At 31.1% G+C, this 22,533-nt stretch carries 14 protein-coding genes and 1 pseudogene; 11 read left to right on the top strand and 4 right to left on the bottom strand.

Annotation, left to right across the window (positions count from 1 at the left end):
• Positions 1 to 186 precede the first annotated feature (186 nt).
• Positions 187 to 864, bottom strand: a complete 678-nt coding sequence (locus ACH5TX_RS12695; protein ID WP_439339871.1) for a response regulator — start codon at positions 862 to 864, stop codon at positions 187 to 189.
• A 2-nt stretch (positions 865 to 866) separates the two neighbouring features.
• A complete protein-coding gene (locus ACH5TX_RS12700; protein ID WP_439339872.1) occupies positions 867 to 2,921 on the bottom strand; it encodes an ATP-binding protein in 2,055 nt (684 codons plus the stop codon).
• A 98-nt stretch (positions 2,922 to 3,019) separates the two neighbouring features.
• Here ACH5TX_RS12700 and ACH5TX_RS12705 point away from each other — a divergent pair.
• From ACH5TX_RS12705 to ACH5TX_RS12725, 5 genes and pseudogenes are all read left to right on the top strand, one after another.
• Positions 3,020 to 3,169 (top strand): annotated as a pseudogene (locus ACH5TX_RS12705) (hypothetical protein); the annotation flags it as partial.
• A gap of 178 nt (positions 3,170 to 3,347) precedes the next feature.
• On the top strand, positions 3,348 to 4,766 hold the full coding sequence (locus ACH5TX_RS12710; protein WP_439339873.1) for a glycogen synthase: 1,419 nt from the start codon (positions 3,348 to 3,350) through the stop codon (positions 4,764 to 4,766).
• A complete protein-coding gene (locus ACH5TX_RS12715; protein ID WP_439339874.1) occupies positions 4,763 to 6,028 on the top strand; it encodes a glucose-1-phosphate adenylyltransferase in 1,266 nt (421 codons plus the stop codon). The genes ACH5TX_RS12710 and ACH5TX_RS12715 overlap by 4 nt, the downstream gene beginning before the upstream one ends.
• A gap of 3 nt (positions 6,029 to 6,031) precedes the next feature.
• Positions 6,032 to 7,942, top strand: a complete 1,911-nt coding sequence (glgB, locus tag ACH5TX_RS12720; protein ID WP_439339875.1) for a 1,4-alpha-glucan branching protein GlgB — start codon at positions 6,032 to 6,034, stop codon at positions 7,940 to 7,942.
• A gap of 125 nt (positions 7,943 to 8,067) precedes the next feature.
• Positions 8,068 to 10,464, top strand: coding sequence for a glycoside hydrolase family 31 protein (locus ACH5TX_RS12725; protein ID WP_439339876.1), 2,397 nt, complete (start codon positions 8,068 to 8,070; stop codon positions 10,462 to 10,464).
• A gap of 288 nt (positions 10,465 to 10,752) precedes the next feature.
• Here ACH5TX_RS12725 and ACH5TX_RS12730 read toward each other — a convergent pair whose 3' ends face one another.
• Positions 10,753 to 12,621: a cation:proton antiporter gene (locus ACH5TX_RS12730; protein ID WP_439339877.1), complete on the bottom strand. Its 1,869-nt coding sequence runs from the start codon at positions 12,619 to 12,621 to the stop codon at positions 10,753 to 10,755.
• Positions 12,622 to 12,724: 103 nt separating this feature from the next.
• On the opposite strand from ACH5TX_RS12730, the gene ACH5TX_RS12735 reads away from it, so the two are divergent.
• The 6 genes from ACH5TX_RS12735 to ACH5TX_RS12760 all read left to right on the top strand — a co-directional run bounded on the left by ACH5TX_RS12735 (position 12,725) and on the right by ACH5TX_RS12760 (position 21,175).
• On the top strand, positions 12,725 to 13,573 hold the full coding sequence (locus ACH5TX_RS12735; protein ID WP_439339878.1) for a universal stress protein: 849 nt from the start codon (positions 12,725 to 12,727) through the stop codon (positions 13,571 to 13,573).
• Positions 13,570 to 15,765 (top strand): SulP family inorganic anion transporter, encoded by a 2,196-nt coding sequence (locus ACH5TX_RS12740; RefSeq protein WP_439339879.1) that lies wholly within the window; start codon positions 13,570 to 13,572, stop codon positions 15,763 to 15,765. Before ACH5TX_RS12735 ends, ACH5TX_RS12740 begins: the two co-directional genes overlap by 4 nt.
• 241 nt (positions 15,766 to 16,006) lie before the next feature.
• Complete coding sequence (locus tag ACH5TX_RS12745; protein ID WP_439339880.1) at positions 16,007 to 16,867, top strand: MBL fold metallo-hydrolase; 861 nt, start codon at positions 16,007 to 16,009, stop codon at positions 16,865 to 16,867.
• A 119-nt stretch (positions 16,868 to 16,986) separates the two neighbouring features.
• Complete coding sequence (locus ACH5TX_RS12750; protein WP_439339881.1) at positions 16,987 to 18,597, top strand: S8 family peptidase; 1,611 nt, start codon at positions 16,987 to 16,989, stop codon at positions 18,595 to 18,597.
• Positions 18,598 to 18,654: 57 nt separating this feature from the next.
• Entirely contained in the window at positions 18,655 to 20,478 is a 1,824-nt protein-coding gene (locus tag ACH5TX_RS12755) for a M1 family metallopeptidase (RefSeq protein WP_439339882.1), read from the top strand.
• Between the two features lie 430 nt (positions 20,479 to 20,908).
• The gene (locus ACH5TX_RS12760) at positions 20,909 to 21,175 is read left to right on the top strand and encodes a hypothetical protein (protein ID WP_439339883.1); all 267 of its coding nucleotides are present in this window, start codon (positions 20,909 to 20,911) and stop codon (positions 21,173 to 21,175) included.
• A gap of 166 nt (positions 21,176 to 21,341) precedes the next feature.
• On the opposite strand, the gene ACH5TX_RS12765 is transcribed toward ACH5TX_RS12760, so the two are convergent.
• The gene (locus ACH5TX_RS12765) at positions 21,342 to 22,532 is read right to left on the bottom strand and encodes a succinylglutamate desuccinylase/aspartoacylase family protein (protein ID WP_439339884.1); all 1,191 of its coding nucleotides are present in this window, start codon (positions 22,530 to 22,532) and stop codon (positions 21,342 to 21,344) included.
• Position 22,533 lies beyond the last annotated feature (1 nt).

Raw genomic sequence — 22,533 nt, forward strand, 5'->3', positions numbered from 1 at the left:
TTTGAAAATAAAAACGGCATGATAAAAATATCATGCCGTTTCTTAAGATTACCCTAAAGAAATAAATTCTTGTTGATAATTTACTAATAGCATTTCAAATGTAGAGAAGCTAACAGTATAAAAAAAAAGGTTTCTCCTCAAAATAAGTAAGGTTTTCATTTAGTTGTTTCTTTTCTATTTTAAAGACTAAATAAACCCTTTTTCCTCTGCTATTTTTATTAATCCTCTGTCATCTTTTTTATCTAAATTAAATAATTCTTTTAAAGTACGTTTTCTTTTCTCAATGGCAGAAATAGAAAGCGGAATTATTTGAGGTAATTCACTCATTTTTGTTCCTCTAGATAATTCGTAAATTATTTTTCTGTCTATTTCGTCTATTACTATTTCGTTAGATATTTGTTTTCTAATTAATTGAAGTACAGACTTACTATAATAAGGTGTGTTTTTTATAATATTTTCTATAGCTAAAACTAGTTCTTTAGGATTTAAATCATTTTTAATTAAAAACCCCTCAGGGTTAATACTTTTAAAAATTGAACTAATTCTGTAATTATCATTGTAAGTTGTGGCAACTATTATTTTAGTATTTGGTGATATCTTTTTTATTTTAACACCCAAATCTTCACCAGAAATTATTTTCCCGTTTTTAGATGGAGGTAACTTAATATCTAGAAAAACAATATGTACTTTTTTAGCACTTGATACTTCCTTAATTTTTTTATAAGCAGTGTCACAATTTGTTGCAACATCAATATCAAATTCTAATCTACTATTATTTTTACTTATAAGTTTAAGAGCATTTTCATAAGCACTAATAATTAACGGATGATCTTCAATAATTAAAACATTTAATAATTCAGCCATACTTAAAAATCTTTAACTGGTATTTTTATATCAATTTCTGTTCCATTTTTACTATCAATAGCTGAATAAATTTTTAGTTCTCCTTCTAATTTTAAAACTCTTGATGTTATATTTTTTAAGCCTATCCCTTTATGCTTTTTTTCCATATTAAATCCAATACCATCATCAACTATATTGATTTTTAAATTATCACCTTTCAATATAAAAGAAATTGAAACATTTTTAGCTTTTGCATGTTTTACTATATTTTGTATAGCTTCTTGAATTATTCGATATATTTCAACTCGTATGGTCTCATTAAATAATTCAAACTTTATTTCTCCTCCGTTTATAATTTTATACTTAAAATTCCCTGCGATACTTTGAATCTTTATATATGCTTCAATTATAGATTCAAAATTAGTTTTTAAACCTATAGTATCGCTTTTTAACTCATGAGATACATCCCTTATTTCCTTTTCTATTTTTTGTATCTCATCTATAAATTCTTCATATTGTTTTATAGTGTCTGTATCTCCTTTTATATCTAAAAACCCCATACCCATTCTGGTGCCAAATAACCTAGTCAATATACCATCATGCAAGTCTTCTGATATTCTATGGCGTTCTTGCAAACGCCCTTCTTCTTTCTTTACATGTTGTTGTAACATTAATTTGTAAATCTCTTGATTTACTTTTTCTTGTTCAGTTATATATTGAAGTTCCTTGTTTTTAGAATGTTGAATACTTATAAAATACAACAGACCTAATATTAATATTAATATACTTGCTATTACAATAATTAAAATGTTTTGGGAGCTTAAACGTTTGGTTTCTTTTATATGCTGGTCAGTCTCAAATTGTATTCTAGCATACTTATTTCTACTCACTCGTTCTGCATCAATTAAACTATCATTCAGTTTTATATATTCATATAAATAGGCTTTTCCCTCATTCCCTTCATAAAATTTTGAAAGCATTTTTAACGATCTTAAAACTTCGAAATTATCATTCGCTTTTTTACCAAATTCATTCGCTTTTTTAGAATAAAATAATGCTTTTTCTTTTTGATTTGTGCCATAATAGAACTCAGACATATCATTTCCGCTTGAAGAAATTTCATAAAATAAATCTAAATCAGAAAAAATGTTTTGAGCTTTAATAAATAAAGAGTCTATTTTTCTGTAATCCTTATCTTTTGATAAAAACATAGTATAAGCCCAGTTACTTAATACAACACCATAAGAACTGGGGTCTTTTTCTTCTAAATTATCATCTTCAAGTAGTTCGTTGTAAATTTTAAAAGCATCCTCATATTTTTCTGTTCTTCTATATAATTCAGCAATATTAATTTTGGTATGGCATTTTAATTGGTAATTCCTTTCCTTTTTAGCACTAAGTCCCAAAGACTTTTGATAATACTCTAAGGCTTTTTTATATTCTTTAAGATCATTTAAATTTAGAGCCATGACATTATAAGACATCCATAAAAAATTTAAAGAGATCTCTGTTTCTGGAATGGTAAGTAATATATTTATTGCTTTAACTACTGTCGCTTCACTACCTACATAATCACGTTCATCTCTCTGTAAATAAGCAATGTTTAAAAGTATTGAAGCTTGATTTATGAGGCCTATATTATTTTTATACTGTTGAAATATTTTTAAAGAAATGTTATGATAGTAATAAGCACTATCTCTTTTCTCTAAATTATGATAAGCATACCCTATGTAACCGTTTATATACCCTAAGGTTAAAGAATCATTTAACTTATTTGCTAATTTTAAATTTTCATGACTTAACTTTATTGATTTAATAGAATACTTTTTAGACTGCGCATATACCCACGCAAGAATACGTCTCGAATTTAAAATAACAGAATCTACTTCTGTCTTATAAGACAATTCACTTGCCTTTTTCGCATATTGTATTCTAGTATCTAAATTAAAATCTGTATTTTTAGATAATTGCCTTAATGTTTGTATACTATCTAGTTGCTTTTTAAAAACTTTCGTCTGCCCACTTGTTTTTAAACAAAAAAACGCAAGCAATACTATAAAGAAGTAATTTTTAAACATATATAAATACTGTTTTAAATCACAGTAAAACAAATATAAGATTCATTTTTTCTTCATTTAAACAATATTCGAATAAATGTCTGTAGTATATTTTGTGATTACTAGAAAAACAAAAAAAAGGTAAAAAACGTATGCATCAAATTGGTAATATAGAAATACCACAGCGAACGTTTATAGCTATAGTAAAATTAAATGATTCGAAATTAAGTATGTTTTCAACATCATATTGGTTAAAATTTAAACATTAACTTTTCATTTTATTCATTTTTTTAATTGAATGATTAACATTATTCTTAAGCTTTTTTTCATTTTCGTTATTGATAATTTTGATTAATTCCAATTCTACAATTTTTTCTTTAAAAATATAATTCTACAAAAATGGTTCCTATTTATTTTGTAAGTTTATGAAATTCGTAAACATTACAAATGAATATTATACATATAAGTGCAGAATGCTACCCAGTTGCTAAAGTAGGAGGACTTGCAGATGTTGTTGGAGCATTACCTAAATATCAAAAAGGACCAAATACATCTTCTCAGGTTATCATGCCTTTTTATAACAATAAGTTTACTAAAAAACATGATTTTCATAGCATCTATAATGGTGTTATAAAGCTAGACGCTGAGCCTTATGACTTTCGTGTTTTAACCTTAACGGAAAATACTTTAGATTTTGATGTGTTTTTTATTGATGTTCCCGAACTGCTTTTTAAAGAGTATGTCTATTCTTTTGATGATACTGAACGGTTTTTATCATTCCAAATTGCAGCTTTAGACTGGTTACTAACTTGGGATAATTATCCAGATATTATTCATTGTCACGATCATCATACTGGTTTAATTCCATTTATGCTACAAGAAAGTTACAAGTATGAAGCTTTCAGAAAGATTCCTAATATTTTAACCATTCATAATGCGCAATATCAAGGTTGGTTTTCACATGAAAAAGTAGGCTTAATTCCTCCTTTTAATTTTGAAAATGTAGGGTTGCTAGATTGGGGAGGCTCAATCAACCCATTAGCTGCAGCAATTAAATGCGCATGGGCTGTTACCACTGTGTCGCCTAGTTATATGGAAGAATTAAAAGGAGCAGCAAACGGTTTAGAAGATTTACTAAGTTCCGAAAGCGAAAAATGCTCAGGCATTTTAAATGGTATAGATTGGAAAGTTTGGAACCCTGAAACAGATCATTACATAACTAAAAATTATAGTTCTAAAACAGTAACTTCTGGAGCCAAAGCAAACAAAAAATATTTATGTGATACTTTCAATTTAGACTTTGAAAAACCACTTTTTGCTTTCATTGGTCGTTTAGTTGACGAAAAAGGATCTGATTTATTTCCTGAAGCGTTTAAAAATGCGCTCAAAAAAAACAACGCCACCATATTACTATTAGGGTCTGGAAATGATTTGGTTGAAGAGCAACTAGAATTATTAAAAAAAGATTATATTGGAACATACAATGCCTTTATAGGATATGACGAAAAACTATCTCATATTATATATGCTGGAGCCGATTTTTTACTAATGCCTTCTCGAGTAGAACCTTGTGGTTTAAATCAAATGTACGCCTTAAGATACGGAACCATTCCTATTGTTAGAAGCATTGGAGGTTTAAAAGACACTGTTATTGATATTACTGAAGAAAATGGCTTTGGTATTTGTCATGAAAATGTAACGGTTTCAGAAATTACAGAAGCCATTGATAGAGGTGTTACACTTTATAACAATCAAACAAAATATAAAACAATAAGAAACCATATCATGGAAATAGATCATTCATGGGATGTTTCGGCAAAAGAATACATAAATTTATACAACACTATAAAAACTGAACAAATATGATTAATAACAAGGTTTTATCCATCATTTTAGGTGGTGGGCAAGGTTCAAGACTATACCCGTTAACAGAACAAAGATCTAAGCCAGCAGTACCCATTGCAGGAAAATATAGATTGGTTGATATCCCCATATCAAATTGTATTAATGCAGACATTAAACGTATGTTTGTTTTAACACAATTTAATTCTGCTTCTTTAAACCGTCATATTAAAGACACGTATCATTTTAGTTTTTTTAGTAGTGCTTTTGTTGATGTACTTGCTGCCGAACAAACACCTGGAAATAAAGGTTGGTTTCAAGGAACAGCTGATGCTGTTAGACAAAGCATGCATCACTTTTTAAGACACGATTTTGAGTATGCATTAATACTTTCAGGTGATCAATTGTACCAAATGGATTACGATAAAATGATTGCTGCTCATGAAGCTAGTAACGCTGAAATTTCAATAGCTACAATTCCTGTTAATGCAAAAGATGCTACTTCTTTTGGTATATTAAAAGCAAACGACGAAAGTGTAGTTACCTCTTTTATTGAAAAACCTGATGCTAGTTTATTACCAGATTGGACCTCTGAGGTTAGTGATGAAATGAAAGGCCAAGATCGAAACTATCTAGCCTCTATGGGTATTTATATATTTAATAGAGACTTATTAATAGAATTAATGAATGACGAATCTACCATCGATTTTGGTAAAGAAATTATTCCGCAATCTATTGATAAACACAAAACATTAAGTTTTCAATATGAAGGATATTGGACCGATATTGGTAATATAGATTCCTTTTTTGAAGCTAACATAGGATTAACAGACGATATTCCTCAGTTTGATTTATACGACAAAGCAAAACGTATTTATACGCACGCTAGAATGTTACCTACTACAAAAGTAGCAGGAACAACTTTAGACAAAGCCGTTATTGCAGAAGGCTGTATTATTAGCGCCGCTAAAATAGAAAAATCGGTTATTGGTATTCGTTCTAGAATTGGAAACGAATCTACCGTTATAAAAACTTATATGATGGGTAGCGACTATTACGAAACACTAAAAGAAATAGAAGACAAACAAATAAAAGTATTAATGGGAATAGGTGAACGTTGTTTTATAAAAAACGCTATTCTAGATAAAAATTGTCGCATTGGTGATGATGTACGAATAAATGGAGGTCCTCATTTAGAAGATACAGAAACAGACACCTATGCTATTAAAGAAGGCATCGTAGTAATTAAAAATGGCGCAATTATACCTAACGGATTTGTAATATAATATATGGCACAAGTAAAAGTTTATAGTCTATTTACAGACTTCGATATTAACCTTTTTAAAGCAGGAAAACACTATAGGCTTTACGAAAAATTTGGATCTCATATTACAACTGTAGATGGTATTGAAGGTACTTATTTTGCAGTTTGGGCCCCCAGTGCCAAACAAGTTTCGGTAATTGGCGACTTTAATTTCTGGACCGAAGGCGAGCATCAATTAAATGTTCGTTGGGATAGCAGTGGTATTTGGGAAGGCTTTATTCCGCTAGTTGGCAAAGGCAATATATATAAATATAAAATTGAAAGTCATAACAACGGTATAAAAACCGAAAAGGCAGATCCATACGCAAGACGTTGTGAGCATCCTCCAAAAACAGCATCCATAATTTGGGACGACAGTTACAAATGGAAGGATACCAACTGGATGAAAAAACGTAAAAGCCATAATGCGCTAGATGCGCCTTACTCGGTATACGAAGTCCATTTAGGTTCTTGGAAAAAACAAGTTGAAGAAAACCGATTTTTATCTTATTTTGAATTAGCCGATGAGTTAGTTACTTATGTAAAAGACATGAATTTTACACATGTAGAACTTATGCCTATTATGGAGTTTCCATACGATCCGTCATGGGGCTATCAACTAACAGGATACTTTGCTCCATCATCACGCTTTGGTTACCCAGAAGAATTTAAATATCTAGTAGATAAACTTCATCAAAACGATATTGGTATTATTTTAGACTGGGTACCATCTCACTTTCCTGAAGATGCACACGGTTTAGGCTTTTTTGATGGTTCTTGTTTATACGAACACCCAGATAAAAGAAAAGGTTATCACCAAGATTGGAAAAGCTTAATTTTTAACTACGAAAGAAACGAAGTAAAATCGTTTTTAATAAGTAATGCAGCTTTCTGGATGGAACAATATCATGCAGATGCCTTACGTGTTGATGCTGTAGCTTCCATGCTATTTTTAGATTATTCTAGAGAAGATGGCGAGTGGGAACCTAACATTTATGGAGGCAGAGAAAACTTGGCAGCTATTGAGTTTCTTAAAGAATTAAATCAAGAAATTTATGCTTCCTTTCCAGACACACAAACCATTGCCGAAGAATCTACCGCATTTCCAGGTGTTTCAAAACCTGTGTTTTTAGGCGGTTTAGGTTTTGGTATGAAATGGATGATGGGCTGGATGCACGATACTTTAGAATATTTTGGAAAAGATCCTATTTATAGAAAATACCATCAAAACGATATTACTTTTAGTTTAGCATACGCTTTTACAGAAAATTTTATGCTACCACTTTCGCATGATGAAGTGGTTTACGGCAAAAATTCTATTTTAGGCAGAATGCCTGGAGATGAGTGGCAACGTTTTGCGAACCTTCGCTTGTTATACGGTTATATGTTTACACATCCAGGCACCAAATTATTGTTTATGGGTGGTGAATTTGGACAATATAACGAATGGGATTTTCAAGGAAGTTTAGACTGGAATTTATTAGAATTTGAACCACACAAAAACTTTCAAAACTATTTTAAAGCACTAAACTTACTTTACAAAACAACACCTGCTTTATATGAAAAAGGATTTTCTGGAGAAGGCTTTGAATGGATAAGTTATGACGACCATGAAAACTGTGTTATTTCGTACATAAGAAAAGGTAAAATTGCAAAAAATGATGTGATAGTCGTTTGTAATTTAACGCCTGATGTTAGAAAAAAATATAGAATTGGCGTGCCTATTAACGGTAAACTTTCAGAGTTATTTAATAGTGATTCTGAAGCTTTTGGAGGTAGTGGCGTTTCTAACAAAAAAGCAATAACTATAAAAAAGACACCTTGGAATGGTAAAGATTATTCAGCTGAAATTACATTAGCACCACTAGCCATTACGGTCTTTCAATTCAAATCTTGATACATTTACAATTATCACTCTGATAATTTGTGTATTAACAAATAAATTAATGTTTTTTTAGCAAAAAAACGCTTTTTAAACTTATAATATTTAGTAATTTGGACAATTAAATAATTGTCCAAATTATGATATTAAATACAGAATTAGAATATAAAGGAAACCAATTTCCAACTACCATAACAGGCTATTCAAAAGATGTAGATGTACTACACTTTACCTCAGCCAATAACGTTATTCTTCAACTTACCATTTTAAGAGATAGTGTACTAAGATTTAGATACACTACTGTAGGAAAATTTGATAATGATTTCTCTTATGCCATTGATGAAGATGCTAGTAGAGGCTATAATCATTTAGAAATATCTGATGATGATGAAAAATACATTATTACCACTGCAAAACTTATTTGCCACATACATAAATCTGATTTAAGAAAATCTATTTATGATGCTAAAGATAATTCGGTAATTTGTGAAGACGAATTAGGTTTTCACTGGGAAGAAAGTTACGAATTAGGTGGCGATATTGTTAAAATGAGTAAAGCGGCTCAAAGTGGTGAAAGCTATTATGGTTTAGGAGACAAACCTCAACATATAAATTTGAAAGGACGTCGTTTTGAAAACTGGGCAACAGATTCGTATGCCTTTGGAAAAGATACCGATCCTATTTATAAAGCCATTCCGTTTTATACAGGCTTACATAACGGGAAATCTTATGGTATTTTCTTTGACAATACCTTTAGAACGTACTTTGACTTTTGTCATGAAAGAAGAAACGTTACTAGTTTTTGGGCACTAGGAGGTGAAATGAATTATTACTTCATTTACGGCCCTAAAATGCAAGATGTAGTAACAAGTTATACCGATTTAACAGGAACACCAGAATTGCCGCCATTATGGGCTCTAGGGTACCACCAATGTAAATGGAGTTACTATCCAGAATCTAATGTAAAAGAAGTTACAGCCAAATTTAGAGAATTACAAATTCCGTGTGATGCTATTTATTTAGATATCGATTATATGGAAGGGTTCCGTTGTTTTACTTGGAGTGAAGATTATTTCCCAGATCCTAAAAGAATGGTAAAAGAATTAGCTGACGATGGTTTTAAAACCGTTGTAATTATTGATCCAGGTATTAAAATAGATAACGAATACAGTGTTTTTAAAGAAGGACTAGATAAGGATTATTTCTGTAAACGCGCAGACGGCCCTTACATGAAAGGTAAAGTATGGCCTGGAGAATGTTATTTCCCAGATTTTACAAGACCAGAAGTAAGAGAATGGTGGGCAGGCTTGTTTAAAGAACTTATAGAAGATATAGGCGTAAAAGGTGTGTGGAATGATATGAACGAACCAGCTGTAATGGACGTTCCAGGAAAAACATTCCCGTCTGATGTACGTCACGATTACGATGGAAACCCTTGTAGCCACAATAAAGCACACAACATTTATGGTATGCAAATGGCACGTGCTACCTACCATGGTTTAAAACGATTTAACTATCCTAAAAGGCCATTTGTAATTACACGTTCTGCTTATTCTGGTACACAACGTTATACCTCTACTTGGATGGGCGATAATGTTGCCACTTGGGAACACTTACAAATTGCAAACATACAAGCGCAACGATTAGCTTTATCTGGATTCTCTTTTGCAGGATCGGATATTGGTGGTTTTGCTGAACAACCTAATGGAGAATTATACGCGCGTTGGATTCAATTAGGAGCTTTTCACCCATTTTGTAGAACACACTCTTCTGGAGATCACGGCGATCAAGAACCTTGGGCTTTTGATGAAGAAATTACAGATATTGTTAGAAAATTTATTGAGATTAGGTATGAGTTATTACCATATTTATACACATCATTCTACCAGTATTCGCATGATAATGTGCCTATGCTAAAATCGTTAGTATTATTCGATCAAGAGGATACACAAACACATTATAGAACAGACGAGTTTATTTGTGGTAATCAAATATTAATTTGCCCAATAAACGAACCAAACGCCAAAGGAAGACGCATGTATATTCCTAGAGGAGAATGGTACAACTTCTGGACAAAAGAATTAGTTTCAGGCGGAAAAGAAATGTGGGTTGATGCCGATATTGATAGCATGCCAATTTTTGTTAAATCTGGTGCAATTATTCCAAAATACCCAATTCAACAATATGTTGGTGAAAAAGTAATAGAAGAATTAAACTTAGATGTTTACTACAAAAACGGTAAAGAAGATTCTGAAATATATGAAGATGCTGATGATGGTTACGATTATACAAAAGGACGCTATAGTTTAAAGAAATTTAACCTTGCTGGAACTGATAATAAACTAATTATTAGAATTCATAAAAGAGGCGAATACATAACGACTTATAATACTTTTAAAGTTAATTTATTTGGTTTACCTTTTAAAGTAAAATCTATAAAAGTAGATAACGAATATGTTGATTTGAAAGATGTTCAATTTAAAGACAATTCACTTGTAGTGAATAAAGAATTTACAAACCTTCAGATAAAAGGGTAAAACCACATATAACTAATATTTAAAAGCCTCTTTGTAAAAACGAAGAGGCTTTTTTTGTGAAATTTTTAACCTAAATTCTATTAATAACTTATCGGTTTTCAACTAGAGTTCTATACTGCGTTAAGGATTGCAACGGCATCCTTTATGCGAAGCTTTAAAAATTTAAAGCACTTCCCTTTATAAACTATAAGTTGTTTAATAATAAGATCCCAAAACAAGTTCGGGACTGCTTCGCAAAAAGATATAGTGGAAAGCCTGACCCCCATTTCGGGGTAACGCCCAAAAAACTTATGAATTCTTAACTTCTTTTGTTTCTGAAGTTGATACGTTTTCAACATCAAAAGGTTTTCCTAAATAAACTAGTTGATAGCCTACTTCAATATCCTTTACCTCTAAATTATAAGATGATATTATATGAAGTTCGCCTTTATTATCTTTTACAAACAAAGGAATAATTTCTGCGTCTTTATTTGAAATAGTAATTAACTCCTCATAATGTGCTTTATCTACTAAATTAATTTCTTGAATAGACGGATACTTACGTGTTAATTCGGTTAATGTATTAAAGTCATCTTTATGCGAAAACAATCCTTCCTTTGGGTTATTGGTATCATCAAGCATTTCTTGACTGGTGACTAATCTAAACGAACCATTTTCACCAAATTGCTTACTAAACTTGTTAATGGCATACTTATTAATATCAGAGTTTCCTGTTAAAGCCATTATGTAACCTACATCATTCAATTCAATATTATTCATTAAAGTATCGGAATAAATATTAGCAGTCATAGCTTCCAATCCAATATCTTTTGCTTTTTGAATGTTTTTTTCATTACTATCAATAAGTACTACATGTCTGCCATTGGTTTCTAAATAATGTCCTAATAACCTTGAAACCCTTGAGGCTCCGATAATTAAAATACCTTCAGATTTTTTAAGAAAAACACCTACTATTTTAGCAAAAAAGCGTGCTGTAGTTGCATTAAGCAGCACTGTTCCTAAAACAATCATAAACACTAAAGGTGTAATATACTCGGCACCTTCAACGCCTTCTTTTAAAAGTTTACTTCCAAAAAGAGATGCTATACCGGCAGCTACAATACCACGAGGTCCTACCCAACTTATAAAGAGTTTTTCATTGGTATTTAAATGAGACCCTGAGGTACTTAAAAAAACAGCTAGTGGCCTTATAACAAAAACAACAATGGCAAAAAGCACTGCTGTTTTCCATGTGTAAAGGAGCATTAAATCTTCTATATTAATATTTGCAGCCAACAGAATAAAAAGAATAGAAATAAGTAAAACGCTTAATGACTCTTTAAAATAAAGGAGTTCTTTTATGTTTTCTAATTTTCCGTTTCCTAAAACCATACCCATAACCACTACAGCTAAAAGCCCAGATTCATGAGCAAAAATTTCAGATTCAACAAAAACCAACAATACTGCAGAAAGCGATACTACATTTAATAAATAATGTGGAATCAGCTTTTTATTAATAGCAAAAGCTAAGCCATGCGCGAATGTAAAACCAAAGGTGGTTCCGAATAAAACAATTTTACCAAACTCAATTAAAGCCGTTTTTGTAAAACCACTATCGCCTTCAACACTAATAAATTCAAACACTAATACGGCAACCAAAGCTCCAATAGGATCAATTAAAATTCCTTCCCATTTTAATACGGTTGATATATCTTTTTTAAGCGGAATATTTCTTAAAATAGGTGTAATTACTGTGGGTCCTGTAACAATTATTAATCCAGAAAACAAAAATGAAAGATCCCAACTCAATTCAAAAATAAAATGCGCTATAATGCCTGCTCCAAAAAACGTAATAGCTGAACCAAGCGTAATTAATTTTGTTATAACAGGTCCAACATTTTCAATTTCAGAACGCTTTAAAGTTAAACCGCCTTCAAAAAGAATAATACTTATGGCTAGAGACACAAAATAATACAAGCCTTCTCCAGGAAATAAGCCTTTTTCTCCATTCCAAATAGGTTCTATCCATTTTGAGCCATCATCCGATAAAAATTCTGCAGCTATTGGTCCTACTAACAAACCAATAAGAATTAAAGGTAAAATGGCTGGAATTTTAAATTTCCAGGCAAACCATTGAGCCAATATTCCTAAAATAACTATCCCCGCTAATTCTAACATATTTTATTTTCTTTTTAAATTACTAATTTAAGTAAAAACAGATGATTTATTTTTTTAAAAAAATACTATCTTACGAACTTACGGAATAATTAATAGCTATAGAGTGACTTTAAAACCTTTTAAAAGTATTGGAATTGGGGTAGCATATTCGCCCAACTTAAAAGCAAACCTTTTTGAGGCAGCCAGATTATCGATATTTTTTAATTCAAAATTATTTTTAATACATGTTGGAGATGCTTCTGAAGATAAAATAGACATGTTAAAAGCTATTCTTAAATCTTTTGAAAAAGACAAATTAGATTACGAAGTTGTTTTTAAAAAAGGAGATCCTGTTGATGTCATTTTATCAGTTTCTGAAGAAAAAAAAATTGATTTATTAGTTCTTGGAGCTGTTCAACGAGAACGATTTGTAAAGTATTATGTAGGCTCTATTGCTAGAAAAATTACACGACAAGCAAAATGTTCTATTCTATTATTAATTAAACCTTCTGTAGATCGTGTTGCTTGTGAACATATTGTTGTTAACGGGTTGAAAGCCCCAAAAACAGAACAAACTATAACAACTTCTTTTTATGTTGCAAAGCAACTAAAAGCTAAAAAAATTACTATTGTAGAAGAAATTAATCAGGAGCAAGTTGCTGTTAAAGTTAATGATGATAAATCACTTAGAAGAGCCTCCATTATAAAAGAACGTATTAAACTAAGAGAAAACTCTAGAGTTAAAGAAATTATAGAGCATATTCCTGAAACATATACTAACGATATTATTATAAAATCTCAACCCATTTTTGGCAAAAAAGGCTACTCTATTGGTCATTATGCACAAATTTCTCGAGCCGATTTATTAGTTATGAATGCGCCTTCAAAAATGACTTTTTGGGATCGCTTATTTCCTCATGATATTGAACATATTTTAACCGAGCTACCAACTGATGTTTTAATCTTGCAATGAGTCCAAAAAAAAATAACATAAAAAGCTTTTTTAAAACCTTACCCAAAAACATATTTTCTGGTTTTGTGGTTAGCCTTATTGCATTGCCTTTAGGTTTAGGCTTAGCAATGGCTAGTGATGCACCTCCTATAGCAGGTATTATAGCAGCCGTTGTAGGCGGTATAGTGGTTTCTATACTTGGTGGTAGCCATGTTACTATTGTTGGTCCTGGAAATGGTTTGGTTGGTGTGCTTTTAGTTGCCATAACTACTCTTGGAATAGAAAGCGCCTATGTTGCTATTATGTGCTCGGGTGTTTTATTACTCCTTTTAGGTTTTTTTAGAATGGGAACCCTCGCCGATTTTTTTCCGTCTTCTGCCATTCAAGGCATGTTAGCTGCCATAGGTCTTATTATTTTAGGGAAACAATTTCATATTATGTTTGCCCACAAAATAAAACGCGAGGACACTATAGACTACCTTTTTGAAATACCTTATACAATTAACGATGCTATTCATTACGAAAATGAAGGTTTAATTTATGCAGCCTTGGCAGGTATTTTAAGTTTAGCTATCATGCTGTTTTATTCTAAAATTAGAAATAAATATTTACAATTGATACCTGCACCTATGTGGATTGTTATTCTGTCTATTGGGTTTAGTTACTATTTTGAATTCGGTTTACACGAACCAAATCCAATTGCAAAAGAATACATGATTTCTGGTATTCCAACTATTCAAACCATTATTGCCGACATACCTCGTCCTAATTTTAGTGGTATTTGGAACCTGTCTTTTTGGGGTAGTGTTTTATCGCTTACTCTTATTTCGAGTATAGAATCACTTTTAAGCATTAAAGCCGTAGATAAGTTAGACCCCGAAAAAAGACGTTCTAACGTAAATAAAGATTTAAAAGCATTAGGGCTAGCAACTATAGGAAGCGGGCTTTTAGGCGGTTTAAATGTTGTAACGGTTATTGCGCGTAGCTCGGTTAATGTAAACAATGGTGCTAGTAATAGATCTGCAAACTTTTTCCATGCCTTATTTCTAATATTATTTATTGTATTATTTAGCACCCAATTAACAAGAATTCCGTTGCCTGCTTTAATGGCTATATTAGTATATACAGGTTATAAACTAGCCTCTCCAAATATTATTAAAAAAATATTTTCAATAGGAAAAGAACAACTTATAATTTTCTTTGTTACCCTAATTATTACTTTAAAAATAGGATTAATTACAGGTATTATTGCTGGGGTTATTACAACACTTATAATCCATATTATTATCAATAAAAGTGTTAGTTTCTTTGTAAGAAACTTGTTAAAACCTAATGTTTTAATGTACAAAGAAGAAGAAAATCAAAATAACTTTTATGTTAGTGTAAAACACTTTTGTAGTTTTTTAAATTATTTTAGACTTAAACAACAACTAGATGATGTACCCGAAGACCAAGACGTTATTGTTGATTTCTCCTTATGTGAATTCGTAGATCATACCGTTATGGAAAACATGCATAGCTATCAAGAATTATTTAAAAAACGTGGTGGCCATTTTGATGTAATTGGATTGGATATGCATGATACCGATTCTAAACATCCTTTTGCTTTAAGGCGTATGCTTCCGGTTCCAAAAATTATTAAAAACAATTTAACAAGACGTCAAACCAGCATGGAAAGTTTGGCAAAAAGCTATCATTACAATTACTCTTCAAAAAAAATAAAAGAAGTCGATTTTTTAAACAATTTCTCATTCTTTAATACAAAACATATCAATCATATTTACAATAAACTATCTCCCGAAGACAAATCCACCAAATTATTTGATATTGAATTTTCTGAAGGTGAATTTATTGCAAAAGAAGTTGTTAGAAAAACCATGCTTCACATAAATTTAGAACATACTATTCCAGAATTCACTTTAGATAAAGAAGGCTTTTTAGAAAAAGTCTCAGCCTTTGCAGGTTTTAAAGATATTAATATTGAAAACCATAAAGATTTCTCTCATCGTTTTCATTTATTGGGAGATAATGAAAAAGCAATTAGCACCTTTTTTAATGATGATATTACCCATTTCTTTGAAAGTAATCCATACTACCATGTAGAATCTAATGGAAAAGCTTTACTTATTTTTGGAAAAGAACGAATAGCAAGTATTAAAGAAATTAAAGCTTTATTCGACTTTGGTAAACGGTTAAAAGATGTAATAAACTAAATTTTTAAAATACTTTCAATTTATAACACAAATTAAAAATAAGGATACAAATAATACGATTTAACCTTAATAAGCGATAAATTTGATGTTTTATTCTTAATATATTCTTAACATTTCTAACCATTAACAATAGTTTTCTTAATTTTACACTCCTATAAAAAGAGTCACCTATAATTTTAATTTAAACTTTAATGTTACATTACAAATTACATCTGACATATAAAAAAATGATTAAAAACAGATGAATTTATACCCCATAAATGCTGGTAACTTTAAACTAGATGGTGGTGCTATGTTTGGTGTTGTACCCAAATCAATATGGCAGCGTACCAACCCCGCAGACAGTAATAATATGATTGATTTAACATCTCGATGTTTACTTATTGAAGATGGTAACAGGCTTACACTAATAGATAATGGTATGGGCAATAAACAATCTGATAAATTTTTTGGTTATTACTTCCCTTGGGGCGATTTTAGTTTAGATAACTCACTAAAAAAACAAGGATTTCATCGTGATGATATTACCGATGTTTTTCTAACACATTTACATTTTGATCATTGCGGAGGAAGTATACAATGGAATAAAGATAGAACAGGTTATGAACCTGCTTTTAAAAACGCCTCTTTTTGGAGTAATGAAAACCATTGGAAATGGGCTACAGAACCTAATAGAAGAGAAAGAGCATCTTTTTTAAAAGAAAATATTCTACCTATGGAAGAAAGCGGGCAATTAAAGTTTACATCGCTTCCTAATAATGATTTACTAAAAAATTCTGAACTAGATTTCGATATCTTTTTTGCCGATGGGCATACCGAAAAACAAATGATTCCAATGATACATTACAAAGGAAAAACCATTTGTTTTATGGCCGATTTGCTACCATCTGTTGGGCATTTACCGCTTCCTTTTGTTATGGGATACGATACCAGACCTTTATTAACACTTAGTGAAAAAGAAAAATTCCTTAATATGGCAGCAGATAATAACTATTTTTTGTTTTTAGAACACGATGCTCATAACGAAATTATTACAGTTCAGCACACCGAAAAAGGCGTACGATTAAAAGATACATTTTTAACTCAAGACATATTTAATTAAAAAATAGACTAACATAAATATTATTACATGAAACATCCATGACTATTAATTTAGTTACACAAAAAAAACAACTATTTGGATGTTGCATGTGACCATTGAAAAACAATAAACAATAACACATGAAAACAATTAAAATTCTATCACTTTCAGTACTTGCTACTGCTTTATTTTATGGATGCGGGAGTACATCAGATATTCTTTCAACACCTGTTGAAAACATTGATACATCTCCATTAAAAATATCTGATTTAACAGAAAAAGAAAAACACACTTGGGGACACTTAGATTTAGCAAAAGATACCATTCCTGGAATGAGTGTTGATAAAGCTTATACCGAAATCATTAAAAACAAAAAAGGAAAAACAGTTATTGTTGCAGTTATTGACTCTGGAATTGATATTGATCATGAAGATTTAAATGATGTTATCTGGACTAATGAAGATGAAATTCCAAACAATGGAAAAGACGATGATAAAAATGGTTATGTTGATGATATTCACGGATGGAATTTTTTAGGTGATGGATATAACGAACAATTAGAATATGTACGTATTCTAGCAAGTGGAGATACTAGTAATCCTGATTACGCTAAAGCTCAAACTGAATATGATACAGATTATCAAAAATTCACGGGTTATAAAACCAATTACGAACAAATATATCAGCAAATTACTAGTGCTGATGATGCTATTACAAAACATTTAGGAAAATCTGATTATACTAAAGAAGAAGTAAATGCTATTAAAACAGAAGATGAAGCATTAACTCAAGCCATCCAAGTTGCTAAATATATGTACAGTAATGGTATGGATTCTTTAAGTGATGCAAAAAAAGAAATAAAAAATGGTTTAGAAAGTATTAATGACCGTTTAAACTATAACTTAAATAAAGAATTTAAAGGTCGTATTAATGGAGATAACGCCAATGATATGTCTACTAAATTCTACGGAAACGGAAACGTAAAACCAGTTAAGATAACAGAAAGTCATGGTACGCATGTTGCAGGTATTATTGCTGCCGAACGTAACAACGGAAAAGGAGCAAATGGTGTTGCTAACAATGTTAAGATTATGAGTGTAAGAGCGGTTCCAAATGGTGATGAATATGATAAAGACGTTGCACTTGCCATTAGATATGCTGTAGATAATGGTGCCAAAATTATTAACGGAAGTTTTGGTAAATACTACTCACCCCATAGTGATTGGGTACGTGATGCTATTGCTTACGCAGGAGAAAACGATGTTCTTTTTGTTAATGCAGCAGGAAATGAAGGAGCCGATATAGATACGATAAACGTATACCCTAATGATGCAATTGGTGTAGGTCCAGAAGTTTCAAATACATTTATAACTGTTGGTGCTTTAGCGCCTAAATATGGTTCTAATATGGTAGCTGGTTTTTCAAATTATGGAAAAGTAAATGTTGATGTTTTTGCTCCAGGAGCAAAAATATATTCTACAACACCAGAAAACGAATATCACACAAAAGGAGGAACTTCTATGGCTGCACCAGCTGTAGCAGGTGTTGCTGCTTTAATTCGTTCTTATTATCCTAAATTAAGTGCTGCTCAAGTAAAACAAATACTTATGGATTCTGGTTTAGCCATAAACACAAAAGTTGTTGTTGGTGGTGATACTAATAATGTAAAACCTTTTGGAGATTTAGTAAAATCTGCAAAAATGGTTAATGCTTACAACGCGTTAATAATGGCTTCAAAAACAGCTAATTAAAACACTAAATTTATAACAAAAAAGAGGCTCTTAGCCTCTTTTTTAATTTCCAATACTATGAAACGATTATTTATTTCTACTTTAGGTTTGTTTGTTTTCTTCTCTTGTAATACTACAAAAGAAATAACATCTGCACCATCAATCCCAACAACTCCTGTTACCCCAATGGCATCTCATGCTAAGGCAACATCTACTTATTGGCAACAGCATGTTGATTATAAAATGGATATTGATATGAATGTAAATACGTATCAATACAAAGGAAAACAAACTTTAGTATACACGAATAATTCACCCGATGTATTAAACCGCGTATACTACCATTTATACTTTAATGCCTTTCAACCAGGTAGTGAAATGGATGTACGCTCACTTACTATTGCAGATCCAGATCCAAGAGTTGGAAATCGCATTAGTAAACTTAAACCTAATGAAATTGGCTATATTAAAGTAAACGCGCTTAATCAAAATGGTACAGCCTTAAAATACGAAACAGTAGGCACCGTTTTAGAAGTAGATTTAGCAAAACCTATTCAACCAGGAGAAAGTGTCACTTTTAACATGGATTTTGACGCACAAGTACCACTACAAATACGCCGTTCTGGTAGAAATAATAAAGAAGGGGTTGCTTTATCAATGACCCAATGGTACCCAAAACTAGCAGAGTATGATTTTGAAGGTTGGCATGCCGACCCGTATATAGGACGTGAATTTCACGGTGTTTGGGGTGATTTTGATATTACTTTAAAAATAGACAAAAACTATGTAGTTGGAGGTACTGGTTACTTAAAAGGTGCACCTGAATTAAATGGAAACAAAAAAACATTGCATTTTGTTTCACCAAATGTTCATGATTTTACTTGGGCTGCAGACCCTGATTACATTCATGATACGCTACAAGTACCAGATGGCCCGCTTTTAAATTTCTTTTATAAAAGCACATTAGATGCCGATAAATTAAAAAGCTGGAAAAAAATACAGTCTAAAACTGCTGACCTCATGCAATACTTTAGTAAAAATATAGGCAAATATCCATACAAGCAATATTCTGTTATTCAAGGAGGCGATGGCGGTATGGAATACGCTATGTGTACGCTTATTACTGGCAATAGAAGCTATGGTAGCCTAGTAGGTGTAACAGCTCATGAAATGGCACATACTTGGTTTCAGTTTTTATTGGCTTCAAACGAAGCAAAACACGAATGGATGGATGAAGGTTTTACGAGCTATATAAGTGATTTGGCTATGAATGACATTATGAAAGAAGGTAAAGAAAACCCAGCAGAAGATGCTTATAAAGGGTATTTTTACTTAGCTAAATCTGGAAAGGAACAACCTTTAACAACTCATGCCGATCGTTATAAATACAATCAAGCGTATGGCATTTCGGCATATAATAAAGGCGAAGTTTTTATAGCACAATTAGGTTATATTATTGGACAGGATAATTTAAAGAAAACCATTAAAAAATATTTTACCGATTTTGCTTTTAAGCACCCAAAACCTATTGATATTATTAGAACTGCCGAAAAAGTATCTGGTTTAGAACTCGATTGGTATTTAACAGATTTTGCTCAAACTACCAATACTATAGATTATGGTATAAAAACAATTGAAGGTAATACTATAACTCTAGAGCGTATTGGTATTATGCCAATGCCAATAGATTTAACTGTTACTTATACCGATGGTTCTAGCGAAGATTTTTATATTCCATTACAAATGATGCGTGGTGAAAAACCAACCACAGCAACCATAATAAATGATTGGGCTTGGGCGTATCCAACTTACACATTTAAAGCTTCAAAAAGTGTAAAATCTGTACAAATTGACCCAAAAGAAATGATGGCAGATATAGATAGGGGAAATAATAAGAAGTAAACTATTTTTTAAATAAAAAAGAAAGCCCTTTGTATGAATTGCAAAGGGCTTTTTTGTTATCTAACAGTCTCTTGGCTTTATCAGAAAAAACAGCTAACTTCGTTTAACGTATGATATAAAACATTCAAGAGATTTCATATCAACTTCGTTACCACACATTTGAAAAATGACGAAAAAACAGCGAAAAATATTCTATCCGACCATCTTCTTTATCGGAATAGTTTTAATGTATTTTCAAATACAAATCTTTAGAAATACGATAATTAATTGGTTAATTCCTGCATCAATAATAATTATTTTTAGTCTTTTGAGTTTTTTGTTGGATTTTAAAAATTACAAGAGTACATATGAATACAGTGGATTTGTACTCTACCTCTATTCTGCTATGCATTACTTAATTGGATTTGGATTTATTTTTTGCTCAATCTTTATGCTAACCAATTATTATTTCGCTGACCAAAATATAGAAACGGAATCTTATGAAATTGTTGACAGGTATGAATTAGGTGCTGGAGGTGGTAGAAAAACAAGTCACGGATCACAGCCAGCATTCATAATTAATTATAAAGGCGAAAAAAAAGAACTAGTTTTTTATACTCAATATTTAGAAAAAATGAATTTTTATAAAATAGTAGAAATTGATACTCGGAAAGGGTTTTTCGGGTTTGATATTTTGGAAAACAAAAAACTGAAATAAAAAATGTGTGGTAACATTGTATATATAAAATTGCTGTTTTAGCTCAACCAATGTTAGTTGCTTTGTTTGCTAGCTTCTGATTTTCCTTCGGAAAATCCTCGCATACAAACACGCAACTTTCAATATACGTAACCGGTAAACTAAACATCCCCAAAACCCCTTAATTTCAATACCAAGGTTCTTTTTTATACATGCTTGTTTTAGCAACACGTTCCCTGTTATTTAATCTTAAATGTGTGTTTGTAATTTGTCTGTTTCTGTAGCCCAACAAATGAAAAAACGATTTGGCAAAAAACTTAGCTATTTTTAAGTTTACTTGTAAAAGACCTTCTTGTTTATTTAACCAATGAATACCTGGTAAAAATGCCAAAAAACTATCGGTTTTAATACCTCTTAAAAGTATTGACAATTTTAATAAAAAAGGCTTTATAGGTTTTATAATAAAATAACCTTCGGCGCCTCTTTTTTGATATAAAGGCATAAAAATACGGCCAGAATATGGTGAAGCTATTTCAATTTGATTATTAATTGCTAGTTTCGTTCCTTTATTAATACTCTGAAAACTTTTAAAACCATTTAACATTTTAAAAGTATCATGCTGTTGTATTTTATGAAGATGAATAACTTCAAAAACATCAACAATATTAATTGCCTGATTTTGTAATTGTTTATAAAAACCTGAGAAATCTATAAGTCCTTTTTCATTTAAAGCACCAGAATATACTAAGGTTAAATATATAAAAGCAATGCTATTGGTTATAGATCGTAAATCATCATGTTGCCCAGACTCAAAACCTAATGATACGTAACCCAATTCGTTTATATAACTTAATAAAGGTCCTTGTAAATATTCCTCTATACCTAAAATAATAGGCACAGGAAATTGTTTAGAAAATTTCCTATTTATTAAAGCATCATTAATAGTTATAAATGGTAATGTTTGACTAGATGTAGTATGTAAATCTATAAAATAAAACGGTGGTGCATTGGTTTTTAAAATATCATTTAAAACATCTAGCAAGACTATTAATTCCTTTTCATCTTCATTTAAATCAGCCTTATTTTTAATGGCTGCAATGCTTTCTTTTGTCCACAGCCTATTTAAATCTTTTTCAATGTATCTCTGATTTTTTTTAAGCGCCGATAAGTTTCCTGAAACTCCAAAAATAGTGCCTTTAACATAGGATGGGTTAATACTTGAAAAAACATCTTTTATAGCAAAAACTCCTGCCGTTTCGTTTCCATGAATACCTCCAAAAAAAACAACTGTTGGCCCAGGCAGAGAACCTTCTATTTTTCCGAGTATTCTGTTAACAGTTAGTTTATTTTCTAACGCTTTGCTATATACTTCAGTCATG

Source organism: Thalassobellus citreus, from assembly GCF_044385915.1.
In the GTDB taxonomy this organism is placed as follows: Bacteria; Bacteroidota; Bacteroidia; order Flavobacteriales; family Flavobacteriaceae; genus Thalassobellus; species Thalassobellus citreus.